The organism is Chloroflexus sp., assembly GCF_056331925.1.
Genome location: NZ_JBWGQH010000010.1, coordinates 1 through 13,297, shown reverse-complemented (window position 1 = coordinate 13,297; position 13,297 = coordinate 1). Strand labels below are relative to the sequence as shown.

Sequence of the window (13,297 nt, the reverse complement as noted above, 5' to 3'; positions counted from 1 at the left end):
AAACCACCTCACTCAGTAACACCGTGCTTGCCAATTAACCGTAACCCCGCAGAATCATCCTCCGCCAGTGGCAACGCGATACGCGGTCCGGGATTTTTACCTCCCCGCTTGTTGCCGACAAACCATTCATACTGTTTGCCATCCGGCTGCGGTTGGCGTGTCGAACGCGGGTAATGGACAGGCAAGGGTGGAGTATCGGCCAGTAATGCCTTGAGATCACGGATGTTTGCCAACTGCTCAAACGCAGCGCCAAAACGCGATGTCATCGCTCGCTTGAATGCCGTGATCCATGCGTTGATGCGTTGCGGATCCTGGTCGTGCCAACCGCTACGTGCAAACGATGCATACCGCTCGGTAGGGTCCAGCAATGAAACACGAACGACCTCGATCTGTATCGAGCCGAACCCCAGCGGTTTGGCGTAGCCGATGCGGTGATACCAGCCCTCAAGTTGCAAACTCCACAGCAGAGCACCCAACTCTACCGGAGCCAGATTCGCGAAATCGACGGTAAACTCGAACACACTGCCGGCCTGTTGTACACAGTGCATCGTCCGGTTCTGATCACTCTTTGCACCGTTGACACTCCGGTATTCCTGCGGATTGAGCTTTGCACCGTGATGGCGATAGACTTTGCGCCCACGCAGGATCTGATTCTGGCTGTTGTAATCTACTTGTCCGTCGTCTTGTCCATCTTGTCCATCTTGTGGTTTGCCGGTGCGTGGACGCAAATAGAAGCGATAGGTGGTCGGCTTGGGCGTAGACAGAATAGCCAGGGTTTCATCACACGTTCCGCCATCTTTGGTCAATACGGCATGGCTGAAGCTAACGCGCCTGGCATACGCCGTTCGTGCTGACAGTTCTGGAGGATTAACGGCGGTTTCGTCACCCCACACCCACCCAAACACCCGACACACAGGGCAGAGCGCATCGTAGGTTGAGCATTTCTTCAGATTAGAGGGGTGCAGCAGTTCGCCGATGGTGCGCTCAAAGCCGACACGCGACACCGAGACGGGCACAATGAATCGCACCTTGTATCCACTGTTGCCATCTTTGTCGAGCATGGCATAGACCAGATCACCATCTGTTAGTTTTTGGCGGCCTTCGACAATAAAACGGCTGAAGGCCGGCTCCTTGCCCTGCGGACGATTTGGATCCCGCCGTTTGCGCACCTCATCGCGGTGACGCTCTTGATAGTCGGCGATCAGTTCTTCGTACTTCTGCCATACTGAGTCAGGCAAATCAAGTGGAGAGAGCTTCTGATTGGTGAAGAACAGCCGCTCATCGTGTTTATTCTCAATGTTCTGATTGGTAATACAGAGATACCCGCTCACCTGTAGCTGGTTAGCGCCGGGCTTCGGCAGTGGTTGGTCCGATTTTGCCAGGTGCACCACATTCCAGAACTTGAAATTGCGGCGCGGATGGCTCATACGCTCGATAATCGCCTGGCAAAACTCACCATGTGCAAAGCCGGTCAGCGAAAGTTTTTGACGCCGATCGTAGGGCGTATTGGGCGACTGAGCGACCGTTTTGCTCTTCTGCAACGGATCGTACACATGCACCCATGCAGCGTACTGCGGACCGGAAGGTCGTTGGCCGGGTGTGATCGTTGTTGTTCCGGGTAACAACTCCAATTCCCACCGCGTGTCGATTTGGCGCACCCGCGCTGGAACCAGTTGAAGCGCCAGCTCTGGCAACAGGTGATAACTCAATCGCTTATCACCGGCAAAGTGGGCAAAGCAGGAATTGGTCGCTGTTTCAAAGATCGCGCGGATTGCACCGCGCAGACTCGTACCGGGAATAGCGATATTGCCTTCCGGATCGCGGAAGAAGCGATAGTGACGATGGATCTTGCCATTGACGTGCTCTTCGCGCACATCCTCGCTATCCGCAACAAAGATCGGGGTGGTGGCGGTGAGTCGGCAATAGATACGTCCGGTCAACCCCACATACCGATCATGGGGCGGTGGTGCACAACGACCTAACAAAGGGGCAAGGTGCCGGTTGCGCGTTTCCAATGTGCGCACGAAGTTGTAGGGGTTGAGAAAGCGGTATCCTTGTGCAGATGAGGCGCCGCTCGATATAGGCCGGCGTGGGGATTTAGATTTGCTCATTGTGCCTCCGCTTTATGCTGGCCTGTCATTTAATGCCCGGTACCAGACAAACGCCGTTCGTCCCTGTTCGGTGTAGCGCCAGAAATGCAGGTAGACGCGACCAGTTGCATTCAGAGGATACGCCAGGATGGACGCTGCAACCCGGTCTTCGAACCAGCGCGGTTGATTATCTTTGCGCTCACCCCACAGTATGACCGACTCTTCGTAACGGCGAAGCTGACAGGCGGGATGTTTCTGCCAGAAGTTCTCGAAGGCGAATCCATTGAACGATACTGATGTACCGATGTAATGCCACAGCCAGCGATTACCATCGCGCCGCAGCGAGAGATGACCACTCTCACCGAAGATTTCGGCACGCTGGAGATATTCCGATTGGGCGGGCTGGTCAGCAAACTCGATATGGCTGACGTGTTCCCAGATTCGGTAGGGCATCCCCTGCCAATGCGCTTGCCACGCATTGAGGAAGTCGCACAGTTGATCAGGTATAAACTCGCCACCCAGGATGGCCGGGCGATCTGAGTCGCTCAACTTCGCCTGCTGCATCTTTTTATACAGTTGGGTAAAAAAGTCGTTGCTTTCGTCGCTCATGACACCCTCGCTGGATAGAGATCGGGCAACCAAGTGCCGTTGATTTCATCGAAGTAGCCGTCTTTATTCAAACCGAATGCATGTTTGTATTCCTTGACCGTCACATTGAACGCTCTGATCCAGCTCTCTGCCAGAGCCCTCCAATCGTTCTCTGTTGTCGGATCAAGCATCAACGTGCGGTAGACGCCGCTCATCCCGCCTTTTGATTGCAAAAGTCGCTGTTTAGCGGTAATCGCCTGCTGCGCAGCCGGCTCCTGGTTATTCGTCTCAGACAGCGGAAAATCGCTTTCGTGAATAATGCCGAGAGTCACAGCACCGTCTTCGATCCTGCACTGACCAAAACCTTTGGCGGCACCGAAGCCAACAGTGATCAACCCGTCGTGCAGATCACGCAACACCAGCGCCAGCCAACCCAATTCCCATGGTTCGGGGTTCTCGAGAAAGAGACGCACTCGGAACTTGGGCTGCCACAGCACCACCGCGTCGAACTTGGCCGTATCGCGCCCGCCGCCGGTAAAACGGTCGATAGCCAGAAAATCGAGCACCTTGAGAGTAACCTTATCGCCGACAAATGGTGCATCTTCGACGCGCAACCGGCTGCCGTTCCACGGGCTGCCGAAGAGCCGACAGGCGAGACAGAGTTTGTCTTTGGCACCACGCTGCTCAATAGAATTTCGTTCACTCTTCGGTAGGGTTTTGATGAAACTATTACAACTCGCAACCGGGTCGCTCGTTTTGGTCGTCAGCGGGTTGCACGCGGGGCACGTAGTTAAGAATACCGTCTTGCGACTCTCCATATCCTTACCGGTATCCCATGCGCTTACGGTCGCTAGAGTACGGGCAATCCGCTCGGCCTGACTCCGCAAAGCACCGCGCAGGCTCGAACCGGGCAACACCGGCTTAGCCCCTTGCTCGTAAGTCGCGAACACCGGCGCATGATCAAACCCGCTCCGACCGGCTTGAGCCACATCGTTGGTCAGAAAGGGACCGGTTGCGGCCAGTGTAAATTCGGCCAAAACCCATGAACGGGCGACCGGATCATCACCCTGGTACGGTTTTACCCACGCCCGTGCCTGCTGGACCTGAGTGGTCAGCCATGTGCGGTCGCCGTCAGTAGTGTGCCAAGACGGCCCGTGGTGTAAAAACTCGATCAGCACCTCTGGACAATTCAGATCGCGCTCGATCCATTGCACCTCGTTGAGAGTAAACGCACCCAACCCCCGATTGACCCGACCACCGATTGCTCCTCGTCCCTGTTCCCATTCGGCCAACGTCGCCGCCAATAAGGGCAGCAGTTTCGGCACATCAGGCAGTTTGGGATCGATCTCAAGCCTCAGAGTAAATACCGTCCCCGCCGGCAACACTTCGTAATCGAACTTAATCCGTTCACGTCGCGCAGCCGCACCGGTCACCCGATCAATCCCAACTCCATCGCGGATGGTCAGCGATGGGATCGTATCGAGCACGGCATTGTAGACCAGCACCCGGGCAGCAGTGGCGGTATCACTATCTTCCCTTGGATTCACATCGCCGAAGAGCTGACAGACGAGGCATTGACAGACGGCGCTTGACGATTGGTTGTCAATCGCTTGACACGGACTTTCCCCAAAGCGAGGCGCGAGCCGCGTGGCAATGCTGCGCAGCGCACCGGCGATAGCGGTACCCGGTATGAGCAGCCGCCCCCGCACATCACGGCGCAAGAGATCGTCGGTCGTTTCCGTATCGCTGCCCGTGCCCACGTGAAGCGCTGTACGCAGCGTTAGCTTAGCAGTGATGGCACGAAACTTCATCGGCTATCTCCTCTCTTCAGCCTTCTGGCGGGCAGGCGCAGCGATCCGGGCAGCCAGCATCTGCAAGCCTATGCGCCATGCCTGCGGATGTTGGTCCAACTTGTGTTGCCTGAGTTTGTCTACCAACACATCCAGCAGCTTATCGATCACATCCATACCGCTCTTCCCGTCAGCCGTGAAGAAATTCGGTTTGTCGCGGCCGGACAACGATTTGCCGAGAATGTTCTCTGCATTCCCTGATCGTTGTAAATCCTGCTTGATGGCATCAACCGAGGTATGCTGAGAAATATGCAACAGACGGGCAATCGTCTCAAAACGCCCATCGTTGAAACAAGCGAAGGATTTTGCTTTCGCTTCGAGCTTTTCCTCCCACTCGCGGGTGAAAGCAAGCACGGCCACAAGCGGGGTCGACTGTTCGGCAGACGCCATCTGCAACGAAGTGAGATCGAGCATCGGGCTGTCGATTCCTTCGAGTTGCCGATAGATCGGGTGATTAAAGGCCACCCGGCCAAACCCCTCTTCGCGGCGTAACCCAATGCCGCGATTCTCCACCTCTTTCAGGCGCTGTATGAGATCATCCAGCTCAATGCCCTTGAAACTCAATCGCACGCTCGAACCGGCAACGATGGCAATGTCTCGCGCGCGCGGCAAACCTAACGTGGCATTGAAGGAGTCTACCGTCCGCACCGCTGAAAACGCCAGCGCCTCGCCGTTCTGGTTGCAATCAATCGAGACTTCTGCACTATCCAGCAACTGCAACTCGCGCTGTAGCCATGCGGCATCGAACCCACGCCAGAAGCGCCCCCAAGGATCGACAATAATCGCATCACTCAACAAGAGCATCGTGACATGCTTCGTTGACGTGAGGCGTTTTGTGAGTGGCTGCAAGCTGAACAGCGGTTCGTTGATTGGCTGAAACACGGCGCTAACTTTGCCATAGCCGCGTTGGGTGGCTTTACCGAGGTGCAGTTCGTTTACCTCTCCATTTGGTTGAAGATTGGCCATGTTTTGTAAAAGGTCCCAGACCGTTTGATCGGTACAGGTTACCTCACCGACAAAATACTGACCCGGCTCTAAAGCTACGTACCCGTACAGATCGCCGGTACGCACCCGCCCACTGTCAGGATCGATGCGAATGTGCATCTCTACCATCGTAGACGGTTTATGCCTGGAACGCGGCATACCTCTGACTAATGAAATAAACCCTCCCAAGCTCGTTAACTGGCCGGTACGCTTACATCGCGGGCATTCCTCCGGCGCACTCGGATCGAACAGACTCCAGACTCCATGGCCTTTATCTCGGCTGGGATCGGCATACCCCGGATGCAATTCGCACGTTAGCAGATCGCGCGGGGCAATTATAGTGGGATAACCACTAGCTTGCTGAGACACTTCTACCGGAGTCAACATCGAGAAGCGTACTGTATCACGGTAGAACAGTTCGACAAAACACCGGTATACCGACCCCTGAAGTTGCTGTCCCAGACGCTTCGCCGCACACCACGCCAGCGCGCCGCGAAGCACACTGCCGGGAATCATGTCGAGCGTCTCATACTGGTTGCCGGCTTCAGCGCGGCGGGCAATCAGCAACGGTTCATCAAGACGGATGATCACCCGCAGGCGATAGGTGTGATTACCGGTATCGGTAGGCAGATGAAACGGCTTAGTCTCGTCATGAATAATCTCAGGCGCAGACTCAGGGACTGTCTCACTCTTTAGGCGCTTAGCCAGCCGTGTTAACAGTTCGCTTTCTCTGTTTCGATCAACTAAATGAATCTCGCACTCACCATAGCCACGGCGTTTCCCTGCGCCGAGGTTGCGCAGCATGCGCGCCGCCGCAACGATATACTCCGCTTCCTGCTGCGCAATGGCATCATCACACTCACACTCAGCCACAAAGCGAAACCGCAGGCTGCCATCGCCGTCCTCGTGGGTAAAGAGTTTATTCTCTTCAACGCGGCGGGTGCGCGGATTGATCCGCGCGCGAGTTGTGGTTTGGGCGACCATAAACTGCATGCGCTGCTTTTGGGGGCGTACCTGCGGTACCAGCAACCCGGCTGGCCGGGCCGACGAGATGCGCCAGCGTTTAAGCTGACGCGGCGAGCCGAAGACGCGCTCAAGAAGTTGCTGGCAATCAGGTCGCGCAAATGGTTGCAACGTCAGCAGGTTCGCTAGACTTTCACGCAGGAGACCGGCTAGCACCGTGCCGCGAATTACCGGTACGCCGTCGGCGTCGCGGAGTAGGGCCGAGTCAACTTGTAGACCGAGACCATAACCGGCGCCAATGTGGTAATCGCTCTTGAACTCGATCTCGAATTCGAGACGGGTACTCATGCCTCTTCCTCCTGCGGTTCATAATCGTCGGGAGCGTGTGACAGATCCTGCGCAAACTCCCATACTTCCAGCAGATCGGGTATACCGTGAGCGACTACATCGCGGTTATCGTGCGCGATTCTGCGCCAGTAGTGAGCGCCATTCCCATCGTTCTTGAGCTTGCCTACCGCTTCGAGTGCACCGACTACCGCCGAACGTGAAGCTGCACTCAAGCGCTCCAGAATCTTTTCGAGCCGATGCTGCGTCCACCGTTCTAAGGCTTGGGTACGCTCCCGCACACAAATACCCGCCGGCGCCTCGGCAAAGCAACGGCGCAATTCGGCCAAGCGCTTCCGGGGAAGATCTTTCAGTGCATAGCGCTGCGCCAGCAGATGCCTAAGGTCGATACCGTGTTGTAAGGCACCTACCGAAAGATCGTTCTCGGCGACCCAATACGGACGTAACGAGCGCTGGATGACCTGATCACCGTCTGCCTCGTTTATGCCCGCCAACCGATTGCCTAAAATGACCTCGAAATTGACCGCCGACAGATGCTCGCCCGTCTTGGCAGCCAGCAATTTGCTCTGGCGCTTGGCATCCTCTAGCAAGGCTTTGGCCCGGCGATGGGCCAGTGTATACGGATAGGTACCCTTGCAAATTACCACTGCCGCGGCAATCGTCGGACGAGGCACGTTGTGCAGACCTATCTTATTTACCAGCATCTGCATGCACTTTTCCCATTCGAGGCAGAAGCGACGGGCAATATCGAGCGCATACGGCGCCGGGATGAGCGCAAAGAGATCGTCACCACCGAGAATGAGGGGAAGCATCGGTATCATCGCTGCCTGTGCCGGAACCTGCTTGCGGAACGCAATCATCGGAACGGCCAGACTCTCGCTCAGCACCCTTGATAGACCTTGCGAAAGTTGCTGGAGCTGATGCTGGTCACAACTGCCGAATAGTTGACCCATACCGTTGCCATCGGCCACCAAATAGGCTACGTAGTTTCGTCCACTCAGGTCAAGTTCGGCAATGGCATCGGCGTCCTCGGGCCAATCCGGCTTAATATGGGCAGGAATTTCCGCTTTCTTAGCATAAGCATCGTACACTGCACCGAGGAATTCACGCAGACCGCGATCTCGCTCCTTTGCTTTAATCTGACAGGTCGCACACAGATATCTGTGGCGGGAAGCGTTCCTTACCGCCAGCCGATCACGCCGTTCCGCCAACCCCACGCCACACGACTCGCAAAAGGCCACATACGGCATATGAACTTCGACCATTACCCCTTGCCGACGATTCTTCCCCCAGCGCAGCCTCTCAGCGGCGTTCTTATTCGCGTCGGCAAAGTCATCGTTCATCTCCACCGGTTCGGCGACCGTCAGGCTGCCGCCGAGCGTCAAACGGTAGAGTTCGGACAAATCGTTGCCAAAATCAATTGCTTGCCGGACATCGTCAAAGATGACCCGAAAACTACCACCATCGTTGACCACAACCTGACCGTTGTACTGCTTCGCCAATGTATCTTCAATGCTACGGCAGAAGCGGGTCAACAACTGACTCGCCCCGACCACTTCGCGCAAGCGCGAAGAGCGAAAGATGAAATCCTGAATCTTATCGGCCTCGGCAGCCAAGAGGTAGGGCATAGGTGGATCTCCATTATTGACGCAGACCCGGCGGTAAGAATTTCAGATCGCATACCTCAACCAAACGCGACCACGAAGGCGCTGCGACTCGATCGTTCTTTCCTTTAGCAGCAGCAACCGTACCTGGATAGAAATGCTCTAACCAGTTTTGGATAAACTCTTCCACAGCAGCCTTCACCCACTCCAACGCGGCCTCGGCAACAGAACTAGGAAGGTACAGATGGGTATGAATGGCTTCACCACGCAGTTTGGTAAAACCACGATTACCATTGTGAGTAAAATCGAGCGCTTTGCCATCCCAATACTTATTGAGTGAAGGACAGCCCGACACAATTTTTACTTTCCCACACCCTCGTAGATCAAGCGATTTGCCTCCTAATAACACTTCTCGCATTGCCTCAGCCCCACTGTGATCGGCGAGACGTTTGAAACCCTCGCTTTGCTCGGTATTAGATAAATTACTCACTTTCTTCGATGACCCGCCACTGTCCGTCAGATCAAGGCTACCTTTGAGCCAGGCAATGCATAGCCGCGCCTTCAAAAGAAACTCGTCCAGAGCGGCCGCCCGCAAATACGCCGAACGGTAATCTTCATTCTTCGTAATTAACCGCTCGATCTTCGCCAGCTCATCGCTCACATACGCCAGCAGCGGTTCTGGTTGGTTAAACAGCGAATGAGTAGGGTCGGGATCGCCATGTTTCAACTTCAGGTGTTTATCCAGCAACTGCTGCGCCGCAGCGGTTGCGGTCGTTACAGCAGACACATTCGGCCAAATCAGACCTAAGACATCAATACTCCACGGTACCACATCATCGGGCAACGGCGGATCAAAGCAGTCGCGCATCTGCTTAGCAACGGCGTAATTGCCGTTTTCCCACTCTTCATACATTTTGAGCAACTTGGCCAAACGCTGTACCTTCTCCAGATCACACGGCTCAAACAGCGAATCACCGTTGGCGGTAGCGTCCAGAGTTTGCGACATCGCACCGAGGATACCACTCCCCTGACTACCGGAACCAGGCTCACTCCCCAACAAAACGCGCGCATTGCGGAAGCTGTAGCTCTCGTACAACCGTCGCACCTGCTCCCAGTCACGCAGGTGGAAGGCTTCGTAGGGGTTGGCAACGGTTCCAATGCGACAGGTAAAGCCATAGGGCCGGTGCCAATCGGGATCATATTCATCAAAATCAACATAAGTGATCGGCAGACCCGAATGAGCCGCGTAGAGAAACGCACCCACCACCATACTCTTCTTAGCGCCGGTAATGTCTACAACGTTGGTGTAACCTGCCGGAGGTTGGGCTTCCTGCTTCTGGAACGCTTCGCGGAGAGCGCGGAAAACGTGGGTAGGCGTATCCTTGGGTAATTCGATCAGGTCAAAACTATCGTCCGCCAAGTTGGGACGGAACTGTTCAGAGAGAGGAGCCTGCTTCAGGCTCAGCATATACCCCTTGAGCCGCGTACCATGATCAACGCCCGGCATCTTGCTATACAATGTATTCAATACCAACACTACCCGCTTCGGCTTTAACACGCAAACAACCTGCAACAGAGGCTCAAACGACTCGCCGACGGTCAGCGCTAGGGTGTGAACAGGCTGGTCAACACCGCGTAGTCGATCAGGTTCTTGAGCAGCCATCTTAAGTTCGCAACCCAGCAATTGCTGAATATATTGCTGAATATAATCCTCATAGTTGTGTTTATTCCAGAATTTGTACGTCTGTTCCCTCAAATTGTCAATATCACACTTACCACCCATACACATCTCCTCGTGGATAACCATTACGTACACCGGTTGGCAGCCTGATCTGCTCTTGCAGTCTACCTTACCACTACTGTCGGTGCGGCTCATCCCCACTCCTGCTGATTCTTCCTCATCACTTCTGCTGATGCGGCTCGGTTGAACGGCTGCTATACTCCCTCTATAAATGTAGCAAAATGCTCGCGGATGAAGCGATAATCGAGCGGTGCGTCGTCCGCAAGTTCCCATGCGTTGCGGCACTCGGCCAGGATGGAGGTTTTGTGCGAATTGACGGTACTCAACGAGACCGACAGATCAACAGCCACCTGATCCGGGCGCAACCCACGAGCAAAGGCGCACAGCACGTCGCGCTGGCGCAGGGTGAGCCGCTCCCACACCTGGCGACACTGTGGCTCATCAACGGGGACAATGCGCCGCAACTGCGTCTCCACCGCCTGCATTGGCGTCTGCGCCAGGGCGCGCAGCGCCGGAAAATAGGCACCCCACGGCGCCAGTGGCGCCTGAATCAACTGTACGCCATCGGCAGGTGTCACGTGCATCAGTGCACCATCCTTGACCCGCTGCAACGTTGCTTCCGGCGTATGCATGTGCCAGATGCGGTCCTGGTGGTCGCAGAGCAGCGCAGCCGCCGACATCGCCAGCAGCGCCATCATGCGCCGACCGCCGCTGAGACAGAGGTGCAGCCGTCTCCCTTCACGTTTGAGGTCGGCTATCAGGTCGCGGATGCATTGCCACGCCGCCTCGGCGTCCGCTGCTGCACGGATGTCGGTCAGTTCCGAGCCGTTCGCGCGAAGAGGAACGTGACGCAGTCGGCAGCGCCGTCCGGCATAGTAGTCGTCAACGAATTCGGCTTGCAGCCGCTGCCATGCTTGCCGGGTGCGCAGGTTGGCAAACGAGAGGTGCAAAACGTAGACGTCGCTGATGGCTTCACCCTGTGCCAGCAGCGCATCGAGGGCAAAGGTCACGATTTGCGGCTGCCCTCCCAGCGTCGCCACCAGCGTGGCACCAGCGTCGGTCTTTGGCTGCATGCTTGCTCCCATGTGATCAGCGCGCGATGGATGTGCGGTCGATCACGCGCTATCCTCACTCCTCAGCGGGGTAGAGAACACGAGGCGCGCCCCCTCCCGATCCGCGCGGACCCTCCCGATCCGTTCCATCCGTGTTCCATTCACCAGGAGTCGCCTGTGAACTGTTCATACTATAACAGCGCTATGCTGTTTGTCAAAACCATCCGTGTCCCATTCACCAGGAGTCGCCTGTGAACCCATTCCCTGCCATTCTCATCGGCGGTCCGCCGCATAGCGGCAAGTCGGTGCTGACCTATCTGCTCACACAAGAGTTGCGCCGGCAGCGCGTGGAACATTACGTGCTGCGCGCCTGCCCCGACGGCGAAGGCGACTGGAGTCAGGAAGCGCCTCCCGAAACTGTGCGACTGCTGCGGCAGAAAGGATCGTTCAGCGCCGACTTTGTCGATCGGGTCTGCCGCGACTTAGCGCAACGCCATTTGCCGCTGATCGTCGATGCCGGTGGAAAACCGACGCGCGATCAGGAGCGCATCTTGGACCATTGCACCCATGCCGTCCTCATTTCCGCCACAGTCGAGGGGCTGACAGAATGGCGTGAGCGCGCTGAACGCCACGGGCTGGCGATTATCGCAGAACTCCATTCCGTCCTCGACGGCGCCGACCGCATCGACGCCGACGCGCCGGTGTTGCGCGGGCAGATCGGCAGCCTCGAACGTTATACCGACGCTGTCGGACCTGTGGCGCTGGCGCTGGCACAGCGGTTGAAGCAGGTTTTGAGCTACACCGATGTTGAACTGAAAGCGTACCATCTGTCGCACACCCCTACCGAACTGGTGATCGATATTGATCACCTCGCGCGCCCGATCGGATTGCCGGAGCGCGAACGGCGCTGGCAGCCCAACGATCTGCCATCCGCCCTCGATGAAGTGCCGGACACAGCCCTTTCTATCTACGGACGGGGACCGAACTGGTTGTACGCCGCGCTGGCGCTGCGCGCAGCGCCAAACACGGTCTTCCTGTTCGACCCCCGCCTGGGATGGCAACCTCCCGTTTCATTGACTTGCGCATCATCGGCGGCGCCTGCTGCGTTTTCATGGCAGATCACCACAACCTCCGAATGGACCTGGATTGAGATGCAACCCGGAATGCCATACCTCGACTACCACGAAATCGACGGCACAACACTGCCGGCGTGCGACCCGCAGCGCGGCATAGTGCTCAGCGGCAAGATTCCACACTGGTTGACCGTCGGCGCGGCGCTTGCCTACCGCCATCATCCGTGGCTGGCAATCGTCCAGGCGCAGGAATACACGAACGGCATTGTCGTTACAAGCAGAGTGCAGGAGTATCGTCCAGGATCGCTGGTTGTACTTCGGAGCAACCGATAGCCGGAGCGCCGATCAGAAAATGAGGCTCAGAACGCTCTGGCGGATGACGCAATTTATATTTGGAGAATGCAACAAGGTATCGCGCAATACAGATTTTTCACCCGCTATTGCGAACATGACGACCGGACATCACACGGCGCGCGTCATACGCGACCATTGCCTCTCGTGCTGGCGTCGGATGTCGCATTTGTGACGGCGTTGTGTGCTAGACTTCAACAGGAAACGCACCCGACCCCTGAGGTCTGGCTCCGCGCACTCCTCCCGGTTGCGGAACCAGACCGGCGGAATGATCTCTGTGCCTGGTCGGTATCCCGCCCGATCTCAAGGGTCTTGGGGGAAGAACGCGGGTAGCGGAACGCAGGAGTGTCTGTCGGGTTGAAAATTGGTACGGCTGAAGGTAGCGCATACGATGTTGGGCCAGGCACGAAATCTCAGTGCTAACATTGCCTTATCTCCAGGAATAGAGACACCTAACCCACGCAAGATATATCCAAAGATAGGACCTTAACCTTATGAACGATGATACGCTCAAACAGTCATTTAAGGAAATGTTCGGCTTTCCGGCGTATGATTTCCAGATCGCCGTCGCTCAGCATCTCTTCAATGGCAGGAACGTCATTCTTCAGGCACCAACCGGCAGTGGCAAGACGAAGGCCGCCATTTTTCCTCTGCTC

Annotated in this window: 9 protein-coding genes; 2 read left to right on the top strand and 7 right to left on the bottom strand. The window is 56.3% G+C overall.

Features of this window, described 5'->3' with window-relative positions; all coding sequences use genetic code 11:
• Nucleotides 1-8 precede the first annotated feature (8 nt).
• The 7 genes from AC01ZF_RS06895 to AC01ZF_RS06865 form a co-directional block, all read right to left on the bottom strand.
• Nucleotides 9-2,111 carry a TIGR03986 family type III CRISPR-associated RAMP protein gene (locus tag AC01ZF_RS06895; protein WP_476575231.1) on the bottom strand — a complete coding sequence of 701 codons (2,103 nt, stop codon included), beginning with the start codon at nt 2,109-2,111 and terminating at the stop codon, nt 9-11.
• 12 nt (nt 2,112-2,123) lie between these two features.
• A complete protein-coding gene (csx19, locus tag AC01ZF_RS06890) occupies nt 2,124-2,699 on the bottom strand; it encodes a type III-D CRISPR-associated protein Csx19 (protein ID WP_476575230.1) in 576 nt (191 codons plus the stop codon).
• Nucleotides 2,696-4,489 (bottom strand): RAMP superfamily CRISPR-associated protein, encoded by a 1,794-nt coding sequence (locus tag AC01ZF_RS06885; RefSeq protein ID WP_428113558.1) that lies wholly within the window; start codon nt 4,487-4,489, stop codon nt 2,696-2,698. The genes csx19 and AC01ZF_RS06885 overlap by 4 nt, the downstream gene beginning before the upstream one ends.
• A 3-nt stretch (nt 4,490-4,492) precedes the next feature.
• A complete protein-coding gene (locus tag AC01ZF_RS06880) occupies nt 4,493-6,823 on the bottom strand; it encodes an RAMP superfamily CRISPR-associated protein (RefSeq protein ID WP_428113560.1) in 2,331 nt (776 codons plus the stop codon).
• Complete coding sequence (locus tag AC01ZF_RS06875) at nt 6,820-8,448, bottom strand: Cas10/Cmr2 second palm domain-containing protein (RefSeq protein WP_428113562.1); 1,629 nt, start codon at nt 8,446-8,448, stop codon at nt 6,820-6,822. The genes AC01ZF_RS06880 and AC01ZF_RS06875 overlap by 4 nt, the downstream gene beginning before the upstream one ends.
• Before the next feature lie 13 nt (nt 8,449-8,461).
• Nucleotides 8,462-10,207, bottom strand: a complete 1,746-nt coding sequence (locus tag AC01ZF_RS06870) for a hypothetical protein (RefSeq protein WP_428131253.1) — start codon at nt 10,205-10,207, stop codon at nt 8,462-8,464.
• Nucleotides 10,208-10,359: 152 nt separating this feature from the next.
• Nucleotides 10,360-11,238 (bottom strand): CRISPR-associated ring nuclease, encoded by an 879-nt coding sequence (locus AC01ZF_RS06865; RefSeq protein ID WP_428113566.1) that lies wholly within the window; start codon nt 11,236-11,238, stop codon nt 10,360-10,362.
• 230 nt (nt 11,239-11,468) lie between these two features.
• Here AC01ZF_RS06865 and AC01ZF_RS06860 point away from each other — a divergent pair, with 230 nt between their 5' ends.
• Together AC01ZF_RS06860 and AC01ZF_RS06855 are read left to right on the top strand one after the other, a co-directional pair.
• On the top strand, nt 11,469-12,623 hold the full coding sequence (locus AC01ZF_RS06860) for a CRISPR-associated protein Csx3 (RefSeq protein ID WP_476575229.1): 1,155 nt from the start codon (nt 11,469-11,471) through the stop codon (nt 12,621-12,623).
• A 512-nt stretch (nt 12,624-13,135) separates the two neighbouring features.
• Nucleotides 13,136-13,297 (top strand): DEAD/DEAH box helicase (locus AC01ZF_RS06855; RefSeq protein ID WP_476575244.1); only part of this gene is annotated, 162 nt, incomplete at its 3' end.

Bases quoted from the DNA above. Each gene is read 5' to 3' on its own strand.
- AC01ZF_RS06895 (WP_476575231.1), bottom strand. From the start codon at position 2,111: ATGAGCAAATCTAAATCCCCACGCCGGCCTATATCGAGCGGCGCCTCA.
- csx19 (WP_476575230.1), bottom strand. From the start codon at position 2,699: ATGAGCGACGAAAGCAACGACTTTTTTACCCAACTGTATAAAAAGATG.
- AC01ZF_RS06885 (WP_428113558.1), bottom strand. From the start codon at position 4,489: ATGAAGTTTCGTGCCATCACTGCTAAGCTAACGCTGCGTACAGCGCTT.
- AC01ZF_RS06880 (WP_428113560.1), bottom strand. From the start codon at position 6,823: ATGAGTACCCGTCTCGAATTCGAGATCGAGTTCAAGAGCGATTACCAC.
- AC01ZF_RS06875 (WP_428113562.1), bottom strand. From the start codon at position 8,448: ATGCCCTACCTCTTGGCTGCCGAGGCCGATAAGATTCAGGATTTCATC.
- AC01ZF_RS06870 (WP_428131253.1), bottom strand. From the start codon at position 10,207: ATGGGTGGTAAGTGTGATATTGACAATTTGAGGGAACAGACGTACAAA.
- AC01ZF_RS06865 (WP_428113566.1), bottom strand. From the start codon at position 11,238: ATGCAGCCAAAGACCGACGCTGGTGCCACGCTGGTGGCGACGCTGGGA.